Here is a 22991-nt window from a genome sequence, read left to right on the forward strand (position 1 = left end):
TAGTAAAAGTCTAGCGTTCACAAATAAAATTTATAACAAGTTCAATACCTTCCCAATCGAAACTTAAAAGCTCTTCTTACGTATTAATTTTGTTAAAATTTAAAAATAAAAAAACTAAGTGATATAATTACCCTACATTGCAGTCCCCCAATATTTAACACCTACAATGAATGATCTTACGCCCCCAATTTGACCATATTTTTCAAATTTCACCCTACCCCAGTTTAATTCTCCTTCCTGATGCTCCAAAATTCACCATTGTAGCGGTTAATGATGCTTATCTGGAAGCTGTAGATTCAACTGAAAAAGATTTAATAGGTAAAGGAGTCTTTGAAGCCTTCCCTGAAAATCCGGAAGATAAAATTTCAAAAGGCGTTGAAAAATTAAGAAACTCCCTGCATGTTGTAATCGCCAAAAAGGAGTCGGATAAAATGCCGCTTCAAAAATATGACATCCCTATTCGGGGGACTTCAAAATTTAAAATCAAATATGCCAATGTTCGGAACATTCCATTAACGGATGATACTAACAATATCACCCATATTTTTCACTCGATTGAAGATGTAACGGATAAAAAACAACTGGAACTATCGCTTGACATTGAAAGACAGCGATTTAATGATTTATATTTTCAAGCGCCTTCGTGTATGGGTATATTAAAAGGTCCGGATCATGTGTATGAATTGGCAAACCCATTGTATTTAGAGCTAATAGGTGTAAAGAATATCATTGGCAAGACCGTCAAGGAGGTTTTGCCAGAACTGGAGGCGCAAGGGATTTTCGAAATTTTAGATACTGTCTATAAAACCGGAGAACCCTTTTCGGCTAATGAGATGCTTGTACAATTTGACCATCATAGAAACGGAGAACTTATTGACACCTATCTAGACTTCAATTATCAAGCAAATAGAGATGAAGAGGGCACTATAAACGGAATCCATTTTTTTGCATCGGATGTGACTGAGCTGGTACTGGCACGCAAAAAAATTGAGGAAAGCAGAAAACGCTATAAGAAACTCATTGAAAATTTACCCGTTGCCACCTATTCCTGTGACCTTGAAGGCCGCATCTTATTATACAACAAAGCGGCAGCAGCCTTATGGGGAAGAGAACCAGAAATTGGTGTAGATATGTGGTGCGGATCTTGGAAGATTTATAGTAAGAATGGCAAGCAACTTCCCCTCGATCAATGCCCCATGGCGGTAGCCTTGAAGGAAGGTAGAACAATTACTAATAAGGAACTGATTGTAGAGCGTCCCAATGGTGAAAACGCCATGTGGTGCCACATCCTGTTCCTTTCTTAAATTCGTCAGGTCGGGTAACAGGAGCTGTTAATGTGCTGATTGATATCACTGAAAGCAAAAAAGCAGAAAAGATTCTTAGGGAAAATGAAAAAAAATACCGTCAGATTGTGGAAACTGCACAAGAAGGCATCTGGGTGATAGATGAAAATAACAAGACCACATTTGTCAATAATAAACTTTGTGAGATTTTGGGATATACCCAAGAGGAGATGTTGGGAGAAGACATCTATTTTTTTATGGACGAGGATACAAGGAAAATTGCCGAACAATTAATGCAAAAGAAAATAAAAGGATATACCAATCAGATACAGTTTAAATATACATCTAAATGTGGTAAAGACGTTTGGACCCATCTTTCTACAAACCCACTTTTTGATGATGCAGGCAATTATAAAGGAGGCCTCGCCATGGTGACTGATATTACCGAACGAAAAAACACAGATGAAAAACTCGGAGACTTAATCAAAGAACTCGCTCATCAAAACGAGGAGAATGAAAGAAAGGCAGCAGAATTATGCTATTCTAATAAGGAACTGGTTAAAACAAATAAGGAACTGGATAGCTTTGTCTATAGCGTTTCCCACGATTTACGTTCTCCGCTCACTTCTATTCTCGGACTTGTTTCTTGTATTGAAGAAGACAGCAAGGAACCCGACACCCTAGAACAGGTTAAAATGATACGGACCAGCATAAACCGTTTGGACGGCTTCATTAAAAACATCCTGAATTACTCACAAAACAATCGCATTGGATTAGAAACCCAAAACATACCCCTCAACAAAACCTTACACGATATTGTAGATTCGGTACGCAACATCAAAGAGGCCAATGGTATTTCTTTTGAGATTGCTATTGATGAGCAACACCCATTTTATTCCGATTGGCAGCGCTTTAATACCGTTCTTGAAAATCTTGTTTCCAATGCCATTAAATACCACACAAACGAGGTTTCTGGGAGGTACCTTAAATTTACCGGAACATCTAACAAAGATGAATTAAACCTCAGCATCTCTGATAATGGCATGGGTATCGATCCTAAATTTCATAATAAAATTTTTGAAATGTTTTATCGCTTACCTGGCAATACTGTTGGCTCTGGTATCGGGCTTTATATTGTTAAGGAAACCTTAGATAAAATGCAAGGAACCATTAAGATTGAGTCCGAAAAAGGCATAGGAACAACCTTTAATATTTCTCTAAAAAATTTAAAAGATGATGATAGAAGCACAATCCCCTCGATTTGAAAATGTCATGATTATCGACGATAACCACATAGACCTATATATTGCATCCCGCTTGATTACAAAAAACCATTTTGGAAAAAAAGTGTTGCAGTATTCTTCTGCTATCGAGGCATTTAACTACCTTCAAGAAAACCAGGAACACATACACCTGTTGCCTGAAATTATTTTCTTGGATATATACATGCCTGTGATGACCGGATTTGAATTTATGGAAGCATACGACACATTACCATCCTCCTTTAAATCCAAGTGCAAGGTGTTTCTACTTTCCTCATCAATTGACGAACGGGATGTAGCTAGAGCAAAAAATGATAAAAACATTGTGTCCATGAAGGAAAAACCCATTACCAAAGAATTTTTAAACGACTTTAAGATGAGTCATAACAGTTCCTCATAATAATTCTTTAATTTCGAAAATAGAAATCACAGTAGTAGCATACAAATTCAACTCATAATTCAACCCTCCCTCAGGTTAATTTTTTAAATAATTTTTAATACTCCTAAGGGTAAATGAAACACGAATACCATACCGTACCAATTTCTGAGAAAGCTTCATTCGATATTGATCAACATTTTAACATTGAACCTTTTTTTGAATCATCAACAGATTTTCTTTGCATTGCGGGCTATGACGGATTTTTTAGAAGAGTAAATCCTGCATTTATTAAGTTAATGGGATATACCCGGGAAGAATTATTTGCCAGTCCCATAAGCCATTTTGTACATCCCGACCATAAGCGGAATACAGCTGAAACGCGGGCCCTGATTTTGGAAGGAGTTCCATTGTTACACTTTCAAAACCGTTATATCACGAAAAATGGTGAAATTGTATGGCTCACCTGGACATCTATTCCCGAACCATCACAAAATTTAATTTATGCCATCGCAAAAAATATCACCCATATTAAAAAATTGGAGGAAGAGCGTAATTTTCTCCTTGCCAATCTTACAAAAGTCAATGCCGAATTCAAACAATTAACCTATACAACTTCCCATGACCTAAGGACTCCCGTAAATAATTTAATTTCGCTAGTAAGTTTAATAGATACCTCAACCATCCAAAATGAAGAGACCCTGGTTTATTTAGAGATGCTGGAAACGTCGGCTTTTCAGTTGAAAAACACTTTAAATGAGCATATTGATCATTTAAATAAAGAAGATAAACTGAACGTAAAAGTTGAAAATCTCAGTCTAAAAAATATCCTTGACACTACCATAGAACCATTAAGGGCTTTGATTAAAGATTCAAACACTATTTTTAATATAGATTTTTCGGAAGTCCAACATATAAATTCCAATGCTTTCTATCTGCAAAGTATATTTCTCAATTTAATTTCCAATTCCATAAAATATTCTAGGCCCAGGTGTACTCCAATAATTACTATTACCTCTAAAAAAGTGGGGAATTTTGTTCGGATTATTTTTTCGGATAACGGACTTGGTTTTGATATGGAACAGGTTGATGGAAAAATTTTTGGGATAAACCAGAGTTTTCATGATCACCCGGACAGTAAAGGTATAGGCTTATACTTGGTGAATAGTTATATGAATAGTTTAGGAGGCAATATAAGTTTAGAAAGTGAAGTGAATGTTGGAACAACCTTTATTTTAAATTTCAGATGTTAAACTTTAATTGAAAAGAATCTAATTCCCATAAGCAAACTATTTAAACGAGCTTTATCAACTAAAAAATAATAAACGTAACTTTGCCAGCTAAATAACACTTTCCGTGAGTTTTCATCTGATAGTTTATATTGATTTTTATCTGACAGATGCAATTCGCCTTCATCAATAAGTGCAATATCAAGATTTTTATGGCTCATTTCAAAGATTTAAATTTAAGCACCCCACTATATAACGCCTTAGACGATTTAGGGTTTGCGACACCCACACCCATACAAGAACAAGCGTTTAATGTGGTGAATTCTGGTAAAGATGTGGTTGGTATTGCACAAACTGGTACAGGAAAAACCTTTGCCTACATGCTGCCCATTCTTAAAAACCTACCTTATTCCACACAAGAACTTCCGCGTATTTTAGTGCTTGTACCCACCCGCGAACTAGTGGTGCAAGTGGTTGAAGAAATTGAAAAATTATCTAAATACTTGAATACCCGTGTTTTGGGCGTGTATGGTGGCGCAAACATCAATACCCAAAAGCAAGCCATTGCCGAAGGTTTGGATGTTTTGGTGGCAACACCTGGTCGATTTTACGATTTGGCTTTGAGTCGCGTGTTACAGCTTAAATCGATTCAGAAATTAGTGATTGATGAAGTTGATGTAATGCTGGACTTGGGATTTAGACATCAGCTTATTAATATTTTCGACATCCTGCCTGAGCGCCGACAAAACATTATGTTTTCGGCGACCATGACACACGATGTGGATGTGTTGATTAACGATTTCTTTAAAAGTCCGGAACGTGTGTCTATCGCTGTTTCTGGAACACCGCTGGAGAATATAAAACAACTGCGTTATAATGTCCCTAACTTTTATACCAAGGTAAACCTGCTAGTCCATTTGCTTCAAGATGAAGAACGGTTTAATAAAACCTTGATTTTTGTAGGCAATAAAAAAATGGCGGACCGTTTATTCGATAAGTTAGACGAGCATTTCCATGATGAATTATGTGTGATCCATTCCAATAAAACACAAAATTACCGTTTGCGAAGCATCGAGCAATTTAGAACCGGCGCCAACCGTATTTTAGTAGCCACCGATGTGATGGCGCGTGGTTTGGATATAGATAACGTGTCGCATGTCATTAATTTTGACACGCCCGATTATCCTGAAAATTATATGCACCGTATTGGTAGAACCGGACGTGCCGAACGTGAAGGTGAAGCCCTTGTTTTTTCTACGGAAAGCGAAACGGAAGCCATCGACAATATAGAACGGTTGATGAATATGCCAATTCCTGTATTGGATTTACCTGAAGATGTTGCCATATCGGACCAGTTGATTGAAGAGGAACGTCCTCAAATAAAAGAGCGCAACAATCCAGATAAGAAACCCGAAGATGTTGGGCCTGCGTTTCATGAAAAATCCGAAAAGAACAAAAAGGAAAATTTAGGCGGTTCGTATAAATTCAAAATTGCCGAGAAGTACAAAAAGCCTCTAACCAGAGGAGATAAGAATTATAATAAGCGGAATAAGAAGAAGTAGAATTTAGTCTCAGTACTCAGTCACAGTTTGCAGTATTCAGTCTCAGTTTGCAGTGTTCAGTCTCAGTTTGCTTTTTAGAATTTAAGTACTTAAGCTGATTTTGTGTTTGGAAATCTATTAATAATCACTAAAAACTTCATAAGTTAAATCGATAATTATTTGGTGCTGTTTTCCTGGTACATCTTCTAGCTTATATGCAACTTTTAAATCATAATCATTCATTTCAGATAGAAAATTTCCAGTGTTGGTACTGTACAATGTTCCTGAAACTGGGCTTTCCTCATAGGAACCTGGATAAACATCAGCAAATACTTCAAAAGGGTAAAACTCTTTATTATATTCAAAATCCTCATCAAAACCTATCATGATTCTGGAAAAAGGATTTCTATTAGTTTCATACTTAGTCACAAAATTAGTTTCAAATTTTACAGGTCTAATAAACTGTATTTTATCAAAATTCAAATTATTTTCATTTGATATTTCAAACAGCTTATAATTGTCCATTTTTAAAACACTGGAATAATAGAATTCATTGGATTCTTCAGTTGTAAAATTGAAATTATAAGAAACAGTAATAACTTCTTTTTTAAGATTTAGAAGTGGTGCAATTGCAAATGTGCGTACATCTGTCCATAAACTATATTTTTGTGGGTTACCAATATCTGCTGTTCTTATTCTATAAGCCACAAAAACAGAATCTATTATAGGTCCGTTATATTGACTTAATTGATGATAATGTATAAATTGATTACCATAACCAACAGAGGGTAAATTATTCAATAAATGAAATTTTTCATAATCGAAACATTCATATGGCTTGTCAAGTTCAATAATTTGTAATTCACTATTCCATAAACCCTTTGGTAATTCCCATTCAATTTCAACTCTTTCGTCAGAATAAAATATAAGAGAATTAGGATTTACTGGTGAATATATTATAGGTTTATCATATACGGCAAAATATTTTAAACTGTCAGGTGTAGGCATAACCTTTTCACAGGGATCGTTATATAATAATGGTGGTTTATCTGAATTATCCTCACAAGAAGTGACTACACACATAAGAATAAAAATGATAGAAATAACTTTAATTTTATTGTTAAACCACATACTATGATGCTAGTTGATTTAGTTAAAAATTGTAAAAATATAATTAGTGACTAAATTAATTTTTTTAACAATAATAATTAATATTTCAAGGAGAAATAGTTTGTTATCCAGAATTTGGATGCTTAATTGATTTCCGCCTTAATAAAAGTGATATTTAAACCATTCAAATCAATTATATAACCATTTTTTAATCAATTTGGTATAGTGAGGCATGACTAAATAAACCATGAGCCATACAATGACTCCAGAAACCACTAAAGCATCTATCACATGATACTGGGGGATTGGCAACATCCTTAAAATGGGTATGATGATTAATGGAATTCCGAAAGCCAATGGGAATATGGCAGACCACGTTACTAAATACTGTTTCCAACGAACTGGAGGTTTATATTTTTCGCTTTCAGATACAAATAAAAAGTCCAAGCCGCTATTGATATAATAATGATCATCTTTAGCAAAAAGAGGTTTTGCTTTTTTAATTAATCGCTCCCTGTCTTGTGATTCCATCCAATTTTTGAGATTTTGGATGGTATTAAATCTGATGATAACCGTATATATAAACGTTAAATTCGGGATAGGCCGAATAATTTGCCAATCTATATGACCAGGATAGCTTTTACAAATGGGTGCAATCTCGCTTAACCATTCTTCGTATTCTTGATTTTTACCATCTAAAATGTGATGAGAAATAACCACAGAAGCTCCTTGATTTTCCATAAATTTAAAACATTGTTTTGGTGAAATTTATTCTATTAAGTCTAATCTAAAGTAAGAAATTAAAGAATTAGTTTAAAGAGAATGAAAATATATAACTTGGAATGGTATGCAAACGTATGCGTAGAATAAGCTAAAATTAAAATAATTTTCCCAAAAAACAAATACCTTAAAGTTATAAAAACACTAAATTTACACACCGTTTACTGATTTAAAAAAATCATGGATTCTTCAAAGGAACTTATAAAAACAGTAGATTTACTTTTAGACATTTCATCACTATTGATGGTTTCTGGAGCAAATACCAACCGAGTAAATTTGAGCATCTACCGATTTGCTTCTGCATTACATTTTAATACATCTTGCTTTATAAGTCATAAAAGTATCGTCATGACTGTTTATGAAGACAACTCTACCTTAAGTTGTACCCGAGTTAAAAATATTCCGCCTTATGCCATTAATTTCTCCATAATTTCGTCAGTAAGTAAAGCCAGTTGGACCGCTGTTGAAGAGCATTGGACTTTGGACAAAATTTCCAAAGAAATTGAAACCATTAAAAAACAGAAAAGATACCCAAAACTAGTGGTGCTCATCGCCGTTAGTCTATCTGGCGCTGGGTTTTGCAATATTTTTAAAGGCGATTACCTAAACATGGGCGTTGCTTTTTTTAGCACCTTTATTGGATTACTTATTTTTCAGTTAACGCACAAAGAAAAATACAATGTGTACCTCCGTATTTTTTCAGCATCGCTTATAGCTTCTATTCTGGCGTCCCTAGGCATTATTTTTAATATTGGGTCAAACCCTCAAACCGCCTTGGCGACTTCCATTCTGTTTCTGGTACCTGGAGTTGCTTTGATTAATTCGTTTACAGACTTTTTAGATAACAACATCATCAATGGCATGGTACGGTTTACAACAGGATTAATGACTGTGCTTGCCATTGCTTTAGGCCTTTTTATTGCCATGATACTATTTCAATTAAATTAATATGCTAACAACTATTTTAAATTTACTGGAAGTTGCTGCTTGGTCGGGCATAGCTGCCTTAGGCTTTGGCATATTATTTAATATTCCTAAAAGTGTCATTTTTACTGTTTTTATGCTAGGGTTTACAGCAGGTCTTATAAAATTTAGCTTGATGTATTTTAATGTCCATATTGTATTGGCAACCTTTATTGCCGTATTTTTTGTCGGCATTATTTGTATGCCTGTTGCCCATAAAATACACCATCCGCCAGTTGTTTTTTGCATCCCACCAACCATTCCCATGATACCTGGTTATTTTGCTTATGAAACTGTTCTATCTGTCATGAATTTTATTTTTATGGAAGACGATCAAGCCAAACGAGTAGAACTTATAGATACTATTTTCACCAATGGTTTCACTATGATTTTTATATTAATCTCCATAGCTGCAGGGATTTCATTACCTATGCTTTTATTAAGAAAGGACAGTGTTAAGAAGATAGAAGAATAAATCTGTTTAATTGTTTAAATACTAATTTTAAAAATGCAAAAATCACTTTCAATATTACTAACCTTCTTGTTTATGCATTCTTTCCAACTTCATGCTGAAGATGATTGGGGTGCCACTGGCCACCGCACTGTTGGAGAAATAGCAAGCCATTATCTCACGTCCAAAACAAAACGTAAAATAAGGAAACTTTTAAACAAACAATCCTTGGGGTTGGTATCTACCCATGCCGATGAAATCAAGTCTGATAAACGTTATGACAAATTTAGCACCTGGCATTACATCAATATGCCCATGGAAGCGGATTACGATGTGTCCAAACAACATCCTGAAGGGGATTTGGTTTCAGCCATCGCTTTTTGCAAATCGGTCATCCTAGACAAAAACGCTTCTGATGATGACAAAGCGTTTTATTTAAAACTCCTCATACATTTTATAGGCGATTTACACCAGCCTTTACATGTGGCTCTTGAAGAAGACAGGGGCGGAAACGATTTTAAGTTACAGTGGTTTTATAATGACACCAATCTGCACAGTGTTTGGGATAGCAAAATGATTGATGATTATGGTATGGGTTATTTGGAATTGGCCAATAACGAAGATTATTTAACCAAAGACGACATTCAAGAACTTCAAAAAGGAACCGTTATTGATTGGGTAAATGATACCCATAAACTCACGAGAGATGTTTATGCTAACGTAAAACCAGGGGATAATTTACGTTATGAGTACTCCTATAAATACATGAACGTGGCTCGTAAACAAATACAAATTGCTGGTGTGAGATTGGCTAAAATTTTAAATGAGTTGTTTTAGTTGTACTTTTCAAAAATTATGTTGTCTGTCCAGAATACTTTATAGCCACTTTTCATAAATTGGCTTTACATATAACTTTTTACTTGAAAGACATAAAATGCAAACTGCCGCAAGTAAATAGTCAAGTAATTTTATAATGATTTTTTGTATGTGTGTTTCTAGTAAGCTTTTAATCAATTAATATTTTAATGTCTTTTGGTATAAAGTCTTCTTGTATTGAGCTATATACGGTATGACAATTCCCTGTAATTATTATTTCGGGATTTTCGAAAAGTTCCGATTTTTCTATACTCTCTGATATGTTTAATTCAGGTATTTTAAAAACTACAATCCCTTCATTTTCCGAAATTGTCCCTTTGAAAGACTTTTTAAAAGGCTGGGTTTGTGAAATGGTATATTCATCAATATATTTACTATCATCTCCTGTCAAACTCGGTCCCTCAATAAAATGCTTTTTTAATTCTTGTGAGAATTCTGATTCACTGTTTTTTAAATGAAATGAAATTTTTAAATTATTAAATTTTTTGAAAATTCTGATTTTATTTTCTCCATTTTTGGGAAATATCACAACAGTTATTTCAAAGTCATCATTAAGCCTGTATGCTTCCTTATCAGTCTGAAAATACATTTCAGTATCAGAAAAGTCATTTGAATTACAACTAAAAGTCAAAATTAAAAGTAGAGAATAAGCTAATACGTTTTTCATTTCTCAAATGTGATACAACTGATTTTATATCTAATTAATATCAACCGAATGCACCAAACCCGTTTTCATATCTGGCAATAATAAACGTCCTTTATCTTCTTCTAAATAAAAGTCGGCCGCAGATTCCAATCCCTCAATTAATACAGTAGAATCCTCTGTTTTACCATCTATTTTCCAAACTTTCCCTTGTTGCCAGCTACTCACATAATAATTGCCTTTACTATCTTGCTCTACCGCATCTGCACCACGAAACTGACCTTTAAGCGGGGTTAATTGGCCATTTCGAGTTACCAAAAAATTACCTTTAAAAAATTCACCTACCATCATGTTGCCATCATTATCAATGCCTACGCCGTTCGGATTCAACAGTAATGGGGATGTATCTTGAGCAATGGTGACGTTACCGTCTAAATCAATATGGTAAATACGCCCTAATTCCGGAACCAACATGGCCTGTTCACTATCTAACGGCCATAAATTATTGTTTTCATCACGCATGTATATCGTGGCACCCATATCCACCACATAAATACCTTTACCTTCGCCATCCACGGAAACATCATTTAAATAGAGAACGTCTTCTGGGAAATCTTCTTTATCAGCAAAAACCTGTGTATTACCATCTTTATCAACTTTCCAAACACGCGTCACATCCGAAAAATACAAGTGACCTCCTACATAAGCAATACCTTTAGGCTGATTAAACCCTTTTGCAAAAACCTTTAATGTACCATCCTTAGACATTTCAACCAACTCAGCATCTCCCTCTTCATTGCCATTCATCACAGTTACATAATAATTGTCATTAAAACCTTTTGTAATACTTTCTGGATTTTCACCTACTTTAATTGGGAACTGAATATCTGAACCGCAGCCCGTAAAAGATACTACAAGCGTAGTTAAAATTATACCCATTAAAATGTGTTGAAAAGAGGCTTTGGTAATCGTTGATAATGTCTTCATTTTTTTAATTTTGATTGGTTTTAAGATGCGGATTAATAAAATAATTAACCCACAAATACTGAAAATTCAGTATAAGTAAGCTAATTTAGTTTTTTAAAAGTTTAAAGGCAATTTTTTCACTTCGAAAAGAAATCATAAAAACGTTTCACTAAATCATTTTTGAATTAAAATAACGAGGTAATGACTACTCGAACAACTTCAAGTCAATGGATTCTGCCATTAACGCATAGCCTAATTCATTAGGATGCAGAAAATCGCCTGTATGGGCATTTGGCAATATGACCGATGGATTTTCAGGGTCGCTCATGGCTTTATCGAAATCGATAACCGCATCAAATTTTCCACTGTTACGAATCCAATCATTTACTTTTTGCCTTGCTGTTTCCCTGTAATCTTGGTAATAAAAGGACTTATCTATAGGTAAAATAGTAGCACCATACACAATGATATTTTGTGAATGTGCTTCTTCTATCATTTTACCGTACGCAGCAATTAAACCATCGGCAACCATATTGGCGGCTTCACTACTTCGTGTACCACCAAGATCGTTAACCCCTTCAAGGATTATCAACCATTTTACACCATGTTGTTTAAGGACATCCCTATCAAATCTATTTAATGCCGTAGGTCCTAACCCACCTTTAAGCACGGCGTTACCACCAATCCCCATATTTAGAACGCCAATTTGTTGGGTTGCAGGGTTTTTAAGAAACCGTTCCGACAACATATCAGGCCATCTGTTCTGTTTGTTAGTTCCAGAGCCTCGGCCATCGGTAATGGAATTACCCAAAATCACTACAGCGTTCGCTTCTTCTGGTGCTTTTACATCTATCCCATTAATAACATACCAGTGCTCGGTTTTAACGGCATTATTAAAATTTTCTTCTGCAATTTTATTTCCTTCATAGATATATGACGTGGTGCGAGACCCAGGATGCCCTGTCACATCTGGTGATGTTTCGCCAAAATAAATCGTAATGGCAATATCCATTCTTGGGGCTAACTTAAATGCTATGGGGTCGGATGTCATAACATCATTAGGTTGCATCGTAACTTCAGTGTTGCCATTAAATGTCAATTCCTTAATGGTGGCAACATCAATCACACTGCTGTCTTTTGATACGGCTATTTGAACTGCTTTCATAGTGACTGGCGACTTACTAAATTCGTTGTTAAATCGTAACCTAATGCTATCCCCACCAATGGAAACCCTCACTATTTGGCGCAATGTATTGTTCGTTAAACCTGGTTTTGGTGGCATGTTATTGGGTTCAACAAGTTGTGGTGCCGTGCCCCAAGTACCTACCCATTGAGTTGGTAGTTTTGATATATCATTTTGTTTATTGGCAACATTGTCTTTAGTTGATTTAGAGCCTGAGCAACCCATCAATGTAAAAACGACTATAAACGTAAAATGCCATAATAATCTTAAAAATGAAAATCGAAGAAATATAATTCCAGTGGAAAAGGTTTTATAATAAGTCATTGGTCTTAATTTGAATTTTAGTGGTCAATAAAAGTAACTCTTAGATATTACAATTTGTTCCAAAAAAGTGTTGATGACTTATAAAAAATGAACATTCTATATTTTACAAACAAAAAAGCGAACACAATTTGGTTCGCTTTTTGTTATAATGAGATTCCTGCATGCGCAGGAATAAGTTACATATGTAAAGCTCTATCGCCTGTAGCGGCTAAAGCGGCTTCTTTAATAGCTTCCGTAAATGTTGGATGTGCATGCGACATTCTGGAAACATCTTCGGCACTTGCTCTGTATTCCATAGCCACAACCGCTTCTGCAATCATGTCGGCTGCACGGGCACCAATCATGTGAACACCTAAAATTTCATCCGTTGTTTTATCAGCTAGAATTTTTACAAAACCATCTAAATCCATACTCGCTCTACTTCTACCTAAAGCACGCATTGGGAAAGACCCTGTTTTGTATTCAACACCAGCTTCTTTTAATTGCTCTTCGGTTTTACCAACCGCAGCAACTTCTGGCCATGTGTAAACCACACCTGGGATTAAATTATAATCAATATGTGGTTTTTGTCCTGCAATCGTTTCAGCAACAAAAACACCTTCTTCTTCAGCTTTATGCGCTAACATCGCCCCTTTTACCACATCGCCAATCGCATAGATGTTTTTAGCAGATGTTTGTAAATGATCATTGACTTCAATTTGCCCTCTGTCCGTTACGTTCACACCGACAGCTTCTGCATTTAGTCCATCAGTATATGGGCGACGACCCACCGATACCAAACAATAATCGCCTTTAAATTCTATTTCGTTTCCTTTTTTATCATCTGCTTTTACAATAACTTCATTGCCTTTACGGGCAACAGATTTCACTTTATGGGAAACATTGATATTGAATTTTTGTTTCTTCAATACTTTGGTCAGTTCTTTAGATAAACCAGCATCCATCGTCGGGATGATTCTATCTAAATACTCTATAACAGTTACTTCTGAACCCAAACGTCTGTAAACTTGTCCAAGTTCCAAACCAATAACACCACCACCAATTACGATTAAATGTTTTGGTATTTCTTTAAGTTTCAAAGCTTCGGTTGATGTTATAACACGTTCTTTATCTAAATTAATGAATGGTAAGTTGGATGGTTTACTTCCTGTTGCAATGATGGTATTTTTAGCTTCTATTTCAATTGGTTTTTCACCAGAAATAGTAATATGTGTGGCATCTTTAAAACTACCTACACCACGATACACATCAATTTTATTTTTATTCATCAAAAAATCAATACCGCCAACTGTTTGATCGACAACAGATTGTTTACGGGCAATCATTTTCTCTAAATTCACTTTAATATCGCCCGGAATATCAATACCATGCTCTTCAAAATGTTTTACGGCATCTTCATAATGGTGTGACGAATCTAAAAGTGCTTTACTTGGTATACAACCCACATTTAAACAGGTACCACCAAGGGTAGCATATTTTTCTATTATGGCCGTTTTCATGCCTAATTGAGCGCAACGTATGGCTGCAACATATCCTCCTGGACCCGAACCAATTACGGCTACATCGTATGAATTCATAGTATAATTTTGATATTCGTTGATTAAAAAATGAATCACAAAAATACAAATGTTTTATGTGAAGGCAATAAAAAACACTGATTTATAAAGTGAATTTATAATATTAATTAAGGCTTATTTTCTTTTTCATTAATGCTATTTAATACCCAATCCAGCTCTACATCCTTTTTTAAAAAAACATCTTCCCAAGTCGGCAATATGGTTACATCAGGTTTTACTCCATAACCATCCGGTGTTTGTTTATATGGGGCATCAACGTGCATTAAACCCATTCGTACTTTTAGTTTTGTGTTGGGCAATTCGTAAATTTTATAAATCCCAGACACGGTACCATTGTAGGCACCGCCCGTTTCTTCACCAACAAAAACAGCTCTTTTTGTTGCTTGCAAATGTGTTGAAATTAAGGAGGATGCGGAAAACGAATTCCCATTTATAAGTACATACATATCACCTGTAAAATGATTTGGCTTTGGACTTTTTAGTTTGGTGTACTTGAATCTATAATACAGTTTGCCATCTCTTTTTTTTGTTTTAATTAGGTTATGGATAACGACTAATGGTGACACCATACCAGACAATGCTTTTAAACTATTGGGGGTTGTATTACTCATGGCTGCCGTTAAAAATGGGGTGCGACTATTAACCTCGCTATCTTCTAAAAATTGATATTCTTTTGTAGCTAAATAGGAATACAAATAATTGATTTCTGATATTCTACCGCCACCATTATTTCTTAAATCTAAAACCAAATGCTTTGTTTTGGCAGAATCTAATTTTTGAAAACTTTTTCTGTAGAACTTCCGGTAAGGTCCGTTGGTAAAACTTCGAAGGTTCATATACGCCACTGTACTATCTGCTTCCATAAAGCGAAAATTACGAGTATAATTTTTTGTTTCCGCTATAAAACCATGCTTTTTATTGAACTTTCTTTTTTGTTTTATCGCTAATTTGGAAGCCTTTTTTTCTGATTTTGTTAATTTTATTGGTTTTGAAACAGCATTAGAATCTACCTTCTTAGTAGAATCATCTTTCAAAATTCGTTTAAATGTTTTTGTAAAGATGGAATCGTTTTTCTTGAAAGAAATTTGCAGACTATCCATAAATCCTTTGTCCTTGAAATAAAAACTGGAAAAATATCTTCCAACAGATCGATCATGCAACGTCGCATTATAACCATCAGAAGAAAAGCGATTTTTATAAGCCCTAATTAAGTTGGATATGGAGTCGTTTTCAATTTTAACCACCTCACTGCCAACTATTGAAGAATCTTTTCCTTTATTACCCTTAACCCAAAGCTTACTTTGTTGATAGTCGAAATCTAAATCGTAAAACTCGAACTTCTGTTTTTTTAGTTTCTTAGACTCTTTTCTAGTATATCGCTTATTGGCAGAACCTACCGAAATATGACCTTGCTTTACATAACTAACTACTGGTGCTAATTTTTTGTAAAATTCACGAGAATCCATGGGTTCTGTTATGGCATTTTTCAAACTATCAAACTTAAAATCCAAGATCTCTTTACTTGAATATTGATATAGTCTTGGATGATGCTTTTGTAATTGGCTATATAATTTATCTACATCCTTTTGTAAATCGGCTACAGCATGTAAATTAGTAATTTGAGCATTATAGTTTTTAACGCTTTTACATGACGCTAGCAACAACAAAAAAGATATAAAAAGCATCACATTTTTCATAATTAACTCTAAAGACTTCTGCTAAAATAAATGTATTTTGTTTAAAATAATGTATTATTACATCCATTAACTTCTAAATTATTTTTTTCAGAAGCAACTCCCATTTAAAAACATATAAATTTGCGTAATTTTGTGCCCCATGCAAAAAAACATTAACATACAAAACAAAAAAGCACGTTTTCTATTTGAAATAATAGATACGTACACGGCAGGTATTGTATTAACTGGTACCGAAATAAAATCGATACGAAGCAGCAAAGCGTCTATTGCCGAAAGTTTTTGTGAGTTTAATGAACAAGGTGAACTGTTTGCTATTAATATGACCATTGAAGAATATACTTTTGGAAATTATTACAATCACCGACCAAAAGCCGAAAGAAAGTTACTTTTAAATAAAAAAGAACTTAAAAAATTACTTAAAGAGGTTCAAACTAGCGGACTTACCATTATTCCGTTACGATTATTTATCAATGAAAAAGGCTTTGCAAAAGTCGATATTGCTTTAGCAAAAGGTAAAAAATTATATGACAAACGTGAAACTATTAAAGACCGAGATAATAAAAGGGATTTAGATAGGGTTAAAAAAATATATAAATAATGAAATCATCCATATCGCTTTTATTGATCATTTTCTTTGTGTTTAGTTTAAATGCCCAAGAAAAAGAAGTCAAAAACCCAATTGACACTACGTCTGTTTTAACATTAGATAAAACCATAAAAACACTTTACAACGTTATTTCTGGCGAAAGTGGTAAAAAACGGCATTGGGAACAATTTAAATTTTTATTTAAGTCTGATGCCAAATTAATTGCTGCAGGAAAAGATGTTAATGGTGAAACCAAAATAAGCTATATGAAACCAGATGACTATATTAAAAATTCTGGTAAGTGGTTGGAAACAAACGGCTTTTTTGAAAAAGAAATTCACAGAACGGTGAATACGTTTGGAAACATGGCGCAAGTGTTTAGTACCTATGAATGTTTTTATAATATTAAGGATAAAAAACCATTTATGCGTGGCATTAATAGTATCCAGTTATGGAATGATGGCAAACGCTGGTGGATTATTAATTTATATTGGTCCCAAGAAACCAGAGACAACCCAATACCTGAAGCGTATTTGATAAAATAATTTCACTTATTCTTCTAACATTTTTTTTAAATTTACTAAACCATTTTCAAAATCCTCTCCAATTGCTTTCTCCACATTAAACAATAAGAAAAATATACTGGATAATGTTTTGTTTTTTCCAGAAAAACCCCATGTTACAATGGTTGAATTGTATTTATCTAAGTCTTTAATTTTTATATAGGCATCTGATTCTGATTTCCATGGTTTATAAAACCGTAGCTTAGTTTCAATGACCTCATTTTCAACAATACGCGTAATTTCCTGCTCTCCAGAACCTACATCTTTATTACCTTCCCATTTAGCAATAAAACCAATTTTGCCATCAGTACCTACATAGCTTTGTTTCATGTTAGGGTCTTTCTTTTTCCAAGGTGACCAATCATCCTGATTTTTAATAAATTTTAAATACGCGAAAACTTCATTTGCTGGTTTATTAATGACAATATTTCTGCTGATATTAAAATGCTTCGGAACGGCAATAACCAATATAAATAAAGTTATGGCTATCATTAAAATACCAAAAAAGAAAAACATATTTAGAGAGAATTATTTATTCCCTTAAATATAATCATTTTTAAGACTTATAAATTTTTTTTACAATATCTTCATAACTTCTTGTGCTTTTTATGGCCCAATCCAAACGTTTTACAAGAATCTCATGTTCTGTTAGTTGCCAATCCATATCCGATTGCCTTAATTTGGAAGTCACCTGTTGCAAAATAATGGCTGCAGACACCGAAATATTTAAACTTTCCGTAAAACCTACCATGGGGATTTTCAAAAAACAGTCGGCTACATCCAATACTTCTTGCGAAAGTCCTTCTACTTCCCTTCCAAAGAAAAAACAGGACTTTTTAGAAATATCAAAATCATACAATTCACAATCATTGGTATGCGGCGAGGTTGCGACAATTTGATAGCCTTTTTGTTTCATGACTGCAATACAATCGTTAACTGAATGAAACCGATTCACATCCACCCACTTTTGTGCACCCATAGCAATTTCCCTATCAATACGTTTGGTATTGCGTTCTTCAATAATTTGCACTTCTTGAATGCCAAATACATCGCATGTACGAATGACGGCACTGGTATTATGCAATTGATACACGTCTTCTGTAGCCACCGTAAAATGTCTGGTACGCTCAGATAATACTTTTTTAAATTTTTCCTTTCGGGAATCGGTTAAATAGGTTTCTAGATGTTCTAAAAGTTTTATGTCAATCATATATCAAAATTAATAAAGTTTTCGTCTTTACTAGGAACGAGGAGACGAAGAAATCTCATGAATTGAAAAAAAAACAAACAGATTGCTTCGTCGTCCCGATAGCAATCGGGACTTTGCGCAATGACTATAAATTAACTATTTTTATAGGATGCAAAAACACCTAGTAATATTAACAGGCGCAGGTATAAGTGCCGAAAGTGGTATTAAAACTTTTAGAGATGCTGATGGTTTATGGGAAGGTCATGATGTTATGGATGTCGCAACTCCAGAGGGTTTTGCCAGAAATCCTGAATTGGTTTTAAATTTCTACAACCAACGCAGAAAGCAGTTATTTGAGGTAAATCCGAATCAAGCTCACATCGATTTAGCTGGTTTTGAAAATGATTACCGCGTATCTATCATTACACAGAATGTTGATGATTTACATGAACGTGCCGGTAGTACCAACGTGATTCATTTGCATGGCGAATTACTTAAAGTACGAAGCACCTATGATGACAATGATATTAGAGAATGGAAAACCGATGTGCTTTTAGGCGATGTTTGTAAAAAAGGACATCAATTACGTCCGCATATTGTATGGTTTGGTGAAGAAGTGCCCATGATTGAGAATGCCATGCGTATTTGTGAAACAGCCGATATTTTAGTGATTATTGGCACATCCATGCAAGTATATCCTGCGGCAGGTTTGATGCATTATGTACCAGCAAATACGCCTATTTTTTATATTGACCCAAGGCCAGCATTAAGCGGTAAACAAAACTTGACCGTTATTGCAGAAACCGCAACTGTTGGCGTTTCAAAACTTAGGAATTTACTATAAGAGGTTATCTAACCAAACTAAAATGGCCTCGGTAGGTTTTTTTATTTCCGTTTACATCAAACAAATCAACCATGAACCAATAGTCAGTCGCACTCAATTGTTGTCCGTTAAATGTACCATTCCAACCGTCTCCTCTCGGATTTAATTCCTTGATTAACTTACCATAACGGTCAAAAATTAAAACTTTGGAATTTTGGGAAAACGTATCACTCAAGCCTTTAATGTTCCATGTATCATTATAGCCATCATCATTAGGTGTGAAATACTTAGGAAATCCCAGCACAAAAACTTCCAAGCTTGCAATACCACAACCTTTTTTATCCCGTACATAAATGGTATGTACTCCTGCTCCAACATCATTAAAAACAGGCTGGTCTTGATAAGGGCCTGAACTAGCATCCAATGAAAATTCGTAATCCCCAATACCAAGATTATTGGTGTCAATCGTTATGGAATTATTATCTGAAAGCTCCACAATAGTAACATCATCTATGGTGATATTGGCAATAGCGGACTCAACAACTGGAAACACAACAGGAAAAGATTCACAACCAAAACCTGATGTGGCAATAACGGTATAGGTTCCAGGCTCACTTAACGTAACCGTTGGCATATCTCCAACAATGATACCATTAGCATCGGTCCACACATAAGTATAAGATCCTTGTGGATTAAATGTGGATAAGGTTATGGGACTATTATCAAAACAATAGACTTCGGACTGTTCTACCTCAAATTCTGGACGCGGGTGAACCGTCAACGTTAAATGCGGACCTATGCCAAAACAATCTCCATTATCTTCACTTTCTACCCTAACATATAATACTTGCGAAAAAGGATCTTCACTTAAATAATTGGTTTGGTTTGTAATTTCATTGAGTTCTAACTGAGCATCATTTAAATTTCTGTAATAATGCACAGTTAAATTTTGACCTGTTGGAAATTCATCTATAAAGCCTTGCGAGGCTGTTGTTAAGTCAAATTCATGCAATCCGTCAATTATAGCGTCGTCATCACAGGAATCTAATTCCTGCATATAATCATCATCCAATGAAGTTGTAGAAACCTCTAAATTTATGGTAGAAACCCTGTAGCATCCATTGGCATTTTCTACTCGGGCATATACGGTATTTGCTGTTGCATTGTTAAATGGTACTGGATTAATAGCACCAGTTTTTAAATTTGCTTCAGAAGAAGTAAGATAATATGTAAACTCTAAATTAGCAGAATTTCCATTTGTGATGATATCATTGACTTCATTTAAATTAAAATCGGTAAAACCATCTGGAGTACCATCTTCATCACAATTTCTAAATATGACTGATGGTTGAACAACAGGCAGTTCATCAACTTGAATCGAAAAAGACGTATCGGTATAACAGGTTGCATCTAGATTATTATTCATTCTCACATAAATAATCTGATTGGTTTGCACCGTATTTACAAAAGTGCTCGGATTTAGGATTTGATTGGTATAAACGTCATCTAAAAAGTAATTTACTTGAAAATCGGAAACAGCACTTCCATTCAATAAAATAGTTTCATGTAATGTTAAATCAAACACAGCAAAACCATTTGTGTCATCGCCATCTATATCAGTATCACAAATTCTTAAAATTGGAATATCTGAACTTTGTAATGGAATTACTGTATCATAAATAATGACATCTACCGCCAATCTTGTATTGCTTTCACAACCTGATTCCATTTGGGTGGCATAATAGGTTTGAGATGTTAACACTTCGGAAGTATCCAATGGTGTGCCTCCAGTCGCTACATCATACCATAAAATATTGGGTCCCACAGCCGTTAAATTACCTACTGTTGCATTCTCTATATCACAAAACGTTTGCATTGTATTTCCTGTAGGAGGTGCTGTTTTTTGAACATTTATTGTGACAGCAGACCTAGTAGCTGTCGTACACTCATTTAATGTAGCATCCACATAATAGGTTGTTGTATTTGTAACCACGGGTGGTGTAAATGAATTTCCTGTACCAACCTCAGCTCCTCCTGTTAACGAATCGTACCAAGTTATAGACCCCATATTACTTGTAGCCCTTAAAATGGCCGTACCACTATCACATACTTGCCCATCTGTTGTGGAAGTAATACTAGGAATTGGGTTGATTCTAGCAGTGATTGGCACTCTTGCACCTTCCAAACAGCCATTATAGGAAGCCATGGCATAATATGTTGTGGTTGCATTTATATTAGGCGTATCAAATGTATTTCCGTTTCCTACTGATGTTCCCCCAGTTGCAGTCTCATACCATAGTACGGTCCCTAAAGAAGCTGAAGCCTCTAGAGTCAAAGTACCGGCACCACATCTAGTAGCACCATTAATAGCTGTAATTGATGGTATGGTAATTTTTGTACTTGCAGCAATATCAACTGTAGGATCGTCAGGCATCCCACCATACTCTACAATATAGCCCTGTGGAAAATAACTATTAACACCACCTATAATGGGCAAATCGTTCCAGGTACCGGGTGTACCTACATTAAAAGTTACGTGAACATAATCTTCATTCCCTAAATTATTTGGTTCGTTATTATTCCAATTAGCATAATTTGGTGTAGTACCGTTAGAACCACCATTCCAAAAAATAGTTCCTGCTTCAGAAGGAGGGCCAGTTACCCATTTCCAAACACCTTCGGTCTCTTCATCTGTACCTCCCAACCAACCCACACCACCAGCTTGTTCTCCAGACAGCTGCGCTTCATCTGCTGTTAATATGGTTGCCAAATAGCCCTGCAGACCAAAATAAGTTCTATTGGCAGCAGCAGTTCTTGCATCAGACCATGAAATGCCTGAATCTGCCACATATTCGTAATAATGCCCTGTAGATGGTAAATAATTGGCATCGCCTATGGTAAAAGAAAAAAACTTTTCACCAGAAACATTTGCATTAAGACTTTCGTAAACAACATTATTTACCGCCACTATCAAATCTGTATAAAGCATTTCGGCACCGCCAACACCCGTAAATCTTAATTTACCTTCGTTGGGATTCCAAGAAGCCACAATATTGGGATGGGACCCCATCAAAGACAACCTATCGACCCCATTAATATATCCTGTTGAAATTTGAATATTAAATGATTCTATACTGTCATCATCATCATCATCAATGTTAAAATCTGTTACAATTTGCAATTGAGTTAATGGGCAGTAATATTGGTCACCCACAGCAGTAATAGTTGGAGGTTCATTATTTACTTGGGATATACCGTATTGAAAGCAAATAAAGCAAAAAAGCAATACTGAAACACCAAATTTACTCATCAGGTTTTATACTTATTTAGAAGTTGAATTGCTAAAAATAGGAAAATAATTTAGTTATCAAAGAGCTAATCGATTAAATAGACTTTAAGTTCGAGTAACTTTTTGTTTTATCTACTAAAATTAAAAAATGTCATATTTAAAGATTATTTTGATACTAAAAATCAATAAAAAAAACCAATCTCATATTTAATAATTTTATAGGCCCTTTTTTGTCACAACAGCAAATTAGAAGGATAATTAATAAACAAAATTTAACATG

General features: G+C 34.8%; 22 protein-coding genes. 11 read left to right on the top strand and 11 right to left on the bottom strand.

Going from position 1 to position 22991, the window contains the following annotated elements:
• Positions 1-170 precede the first annotated feature (170 nt).
• From CSW08_RS03780 to CSW08_RS03795, 4 genes are all read left to right on the top strand, one after another.
• Positions 171-1304 (top strand): PAS domain S-box protein, encoded by a 1134-nt coding sequence (locus CSW08_RS03780; protein WP_106658568.1) that lies wholly within the window; start codon positions 171-173, stop codon positions 1302-1304.
• Positions 1280-2548 (top strand): PAS domain-containing sensor histidine kinase, encoded by a 1269-nt coding sequence (locus CSW08_RS03785; protein ID WP_162495539.1) that lies wholly within the window; start codon positions 1280-1282, stop codon positions 2546-2548. The genes CSW08_RS03780 and CSW08_RS03785 overlap by 25 nt, the downstream gene beginning before the upstream one ends.
• Complete coding sequence (locus CSW08_RS03790; RefSeq protein WP_106658570.1) at positions 2517-2945, top strand: response regulator; 429 nt, start codon at positions 2517-2519, stop codon at positions 2943-2945. Before CSW08_RS03785 ends, CSW08_RS03790 begins: the two co-directional genes overlap by 32 nt.
• Before the next feature lie 113 nt (positions 2946-3058).
• Positions 3059-4174 (top strand): sensor histidine kinase, encoded by a 1116-nt coding sequence (locus CSW08_RS03795; protein ID WP_106658571.1) that lies wholly within the window; start codon positions 3059-3061, stop codon positions 4172-4174.
• On the opposite strand, the gene CSW08_RS03800 is transcribed toward CSW08_RS03795, so the two are convergent.
• The gene (locus CSW08_RS03800) at positions 4171-4371 is read right to left on the bottom strand and encodes a hypothetical protein (RefSeq protein ID WP_106658572.1); all 201 of its coding nucleotides are present in this window, start codon (positions 4369-4371) and stop codon (positions 4171-4173) included. The two genes, CSW08_RS03795 and CSW08_RS03800, sit on opposite strands and share 4 nt — an antisense overlap.
• Here CSW08_RS03800 and CSW08_RS03805 point away from each other — a divergent pair.
• Entirely contained in the window at positions 4363-5712 is a 1350-nt protein-coding gene (locus tag CSW08_RS03805; protein WP_106658573.1) for a DEAD/DEAH box helicase, read from the top strand. The two genes, CSW08_RS03800 and CSW08_RS03805, sit on opposite strands and share 9 nt — an antisense overlap.
• 117 nt (positions 5713-5829) lie before the next feature.
• On the opposite strand, the gene CSW08_RS03810 is transcribed toward CSW08_RS03805, so the two are convergent.
• Together CSW08_RS03810 and CSW08_RS03815 are read right to left on the bottom strand one after the other, a co-directional pair.
• On the bottom strand, positions 5830-6774 hold the full coding sequence (locus CSW08_RS03810; RefSeq protein ID WP_157831421.1) for a hypothetical protein: 945 nt from the start codon (positions 6772-6774) through the stop codon (positions 5830-5832).
• Between the two features lie 216 nt (positions 6775-6990).
• Entirely contained in the window at positions 6991-7542 is a 552-nt protein-coding gene (locus CSW08_RS03815) for an antibiotic biosynthesis monooxygenase (protein WP_106658575.1), read from the bottom strand.
• Between the two features lie 219 nt (positions 7543-7761).
• On the opposite strand from CSW08_RS03815, the gene CSW08_RS03820 reads away from it, so the two are divergent.
• The 3 genes from CSW08_RS03820 to CSW08_RS03830 are packed head-to-tail and all read left to right on the top strand — an operon-like array spanning position 7762 to position 9832.
• On the top strand, positions 7762-8529 hold the full coding sequence (locus CSW08_RS03820; protein WP_106658576.1) for a threonine/serine exporter family protein: 768 nt from the start codon (positions 7762-7764) through the stop codon (positions 8527-8529).
• 1 nt (position 8530) lies between these two features.
• The gene (locus tag CSW08_RS03825) at positions 8531-9019 is read left to right on the top strand and encodes a threonine/serine exporter family protein (RefSeq protein WP_106658577.1); all 489 of its coding nucleotides are present in this window, start codon (positions 8531-8533) and stop codon (positions 9017-9019) included.
• Between the two features lie 33 nt (positions 9020-9052).
• On the top strand, positions 9053-9832 hold the full coding sequence (locus CSW08_RS03830; RefSeq protein ID WP_106658578.1) for a S1/P1 nuclease: 780 nt from the start codon (positions 9053-9055) through the stop codon (positions 9830-9832).
• A 169-nt stretch (positions 9833-10001) separates the two neighbouring features.
• On the opposite strand, the gene CSW08_RS03835 is transcribed toward CSW08_RS03830, so the two are convergent.
• The 5 genes from CSW08_RS03835 to CSW08_RS03855 all read right to left on the bottom strand — a co-directional run bounded on the left by CSW08_RS03835 (position 10002) and on the right by CSW08_RS03855 (position 16261).
• Complete coding sequence (locus tag CSW08_RS03835) at positions 10002-10538, bottom strand: hypothetical protein (protein WP_106658579.1); 537 nt, start codon at positions 10536-10538, stop codon at positions 10002-10004.
• Between the two features lie 30 nt (positions 10539-10568).
• Positions 10569-11501 (bottom strand): SMP-30/gluconolactonase/LRE family protein, encoded by a 933-nt coding sequence (locus tag CSW08_RS03840; RefSeq protein WP_106658580.1) that lies wholly within the window; start codon positions 11499-11501, stop codon positions 10569-10571.
• A gap of 184 nt (positions 11502-11685) precedes the next feature.
• A complete protein-coding gene (locus CSW08_RS03845) occupies positions 11686-12987 on the bottom strand; it encodes an SGNH/GDSL hydrolase family protein (protein WP_238987195.1) in 1302 nt (433 codons plus the stop codon).
• Positions 12988-13163: 176 nt separating this feature from the next.
• Entirely contained in the window at positions 13164-14564 is a 1401-nt protein-coding gene (gene lpdA, locus CSW08_RS03850; RefSeq protein ID WP_106658582.1) for a dihydrolipoyl dehydrogenase, read from the bottom strand.
• A 107-nt stretch (positions 14565-14671) separates the two neighbouring features.
• Complete coding sequence (locus CSW08_RS03855; protein WP_106658583.1) at positions 14672-16261, bottom strand: S41 family peptidase; 1590 nt, start codon at positions 16259-16261, stop codon at positions 14672-14674.
• Positions 16262-16400: 139 nt separating this feature from the next.
• Between CSW08_RS03855 and smpB the strand changes: the two genes are divergently transcribed.
• A complete protein-coding gene (smpB, locus tag CSW08_RS03860) occupies positions 16401-16859 on the top strand; it encodes an SsrA-binding protein SmpB (RefSeq protein ID WP_106658584.1) in 459 nt (152 codons plus the stop codon).
• Positions 16859-17392 (top strand): hypothetical protein, encoded by a 534-nt coding sequence (locus CSW08_RS03865; RefSeq protein ID WP_106658585.1) that lies wholly within the window; start codon positions 16859-16861, stop codon positions 17390-17392. Before smpB ends, CSW08_RS03865 begins: the two co-directional genes overlap by 1 nt.
• Before the next feature lie 6 nt (positions 17393-17398).
• Here the strand turns inward: CSW08_RS03865 and CSW08_RS03870 are convergent, their stop codons facing one another.
• Both CSW08_RS03870 and CSW08_RS03875 read right to left on the bottom strand, forming a co-directional pair.
• Complete coding sequence (locus tag CSW08_RS03870; RefSeq protein WP_106658586.1) at positions 17399-17926, bottom strand: SRPBCC family protein; 528 nt, start codon at positions 17924-17926, stop codon at positions 17399-17401.
• Positions 17927-17966: 40 nt separating this feature from the next.
• Positions 17967-18620, bottom strand: a complete 654-nt coding sequence (locus tag CSW08_RS03875) for a TrmH family RNA methyltransferase (RefSeq protein WP_106658587.1) — start codon at positions 18618-18620, stop codon at positions 17967-17969.
• Positions 18621-18768: 148 nt separating this feature from the next.
• Here CSW08_RS03875 and CSW08_RS03880 point away from each other — a divergent pair, with 148 nt between their 5' ends.
• Entirely contained in the window at positions 18769-19443 is a 675-nt protein-coding gene (locus tag CSW08_RS03880; RefSeq protein ID WP_106658588.1) for an SIR2 family NAD-dependent protein deacylase, read from the top strand.
• 4 nt (positions 19444-19447) lie between these two features.
• Here CSW08_RS03880 and CSW08_RS03885 read toward each other — a convergent pair whose 3' ends face one another.
• Entirely contained in the window at positions 19448-22732 is a 3285-nt protein-coding gene (locus tag CSW08_RS03885; RefSeq protein WP_106658589.1) for an Ig-like domain-containing protein, read from the bottom strand.
• Positions 22733-22991: the final 259 nt, after the last annotated feature.

This window comes from Confluentibacter flavum (assembly GCF_002843175.1).
Classification (GTDB): Bacteria; Bacteroidota; Bacteroidia; order Flavobacteriales; family Flavobacteriaceae; genus Confluentibacter; species Confluentibacter flavum.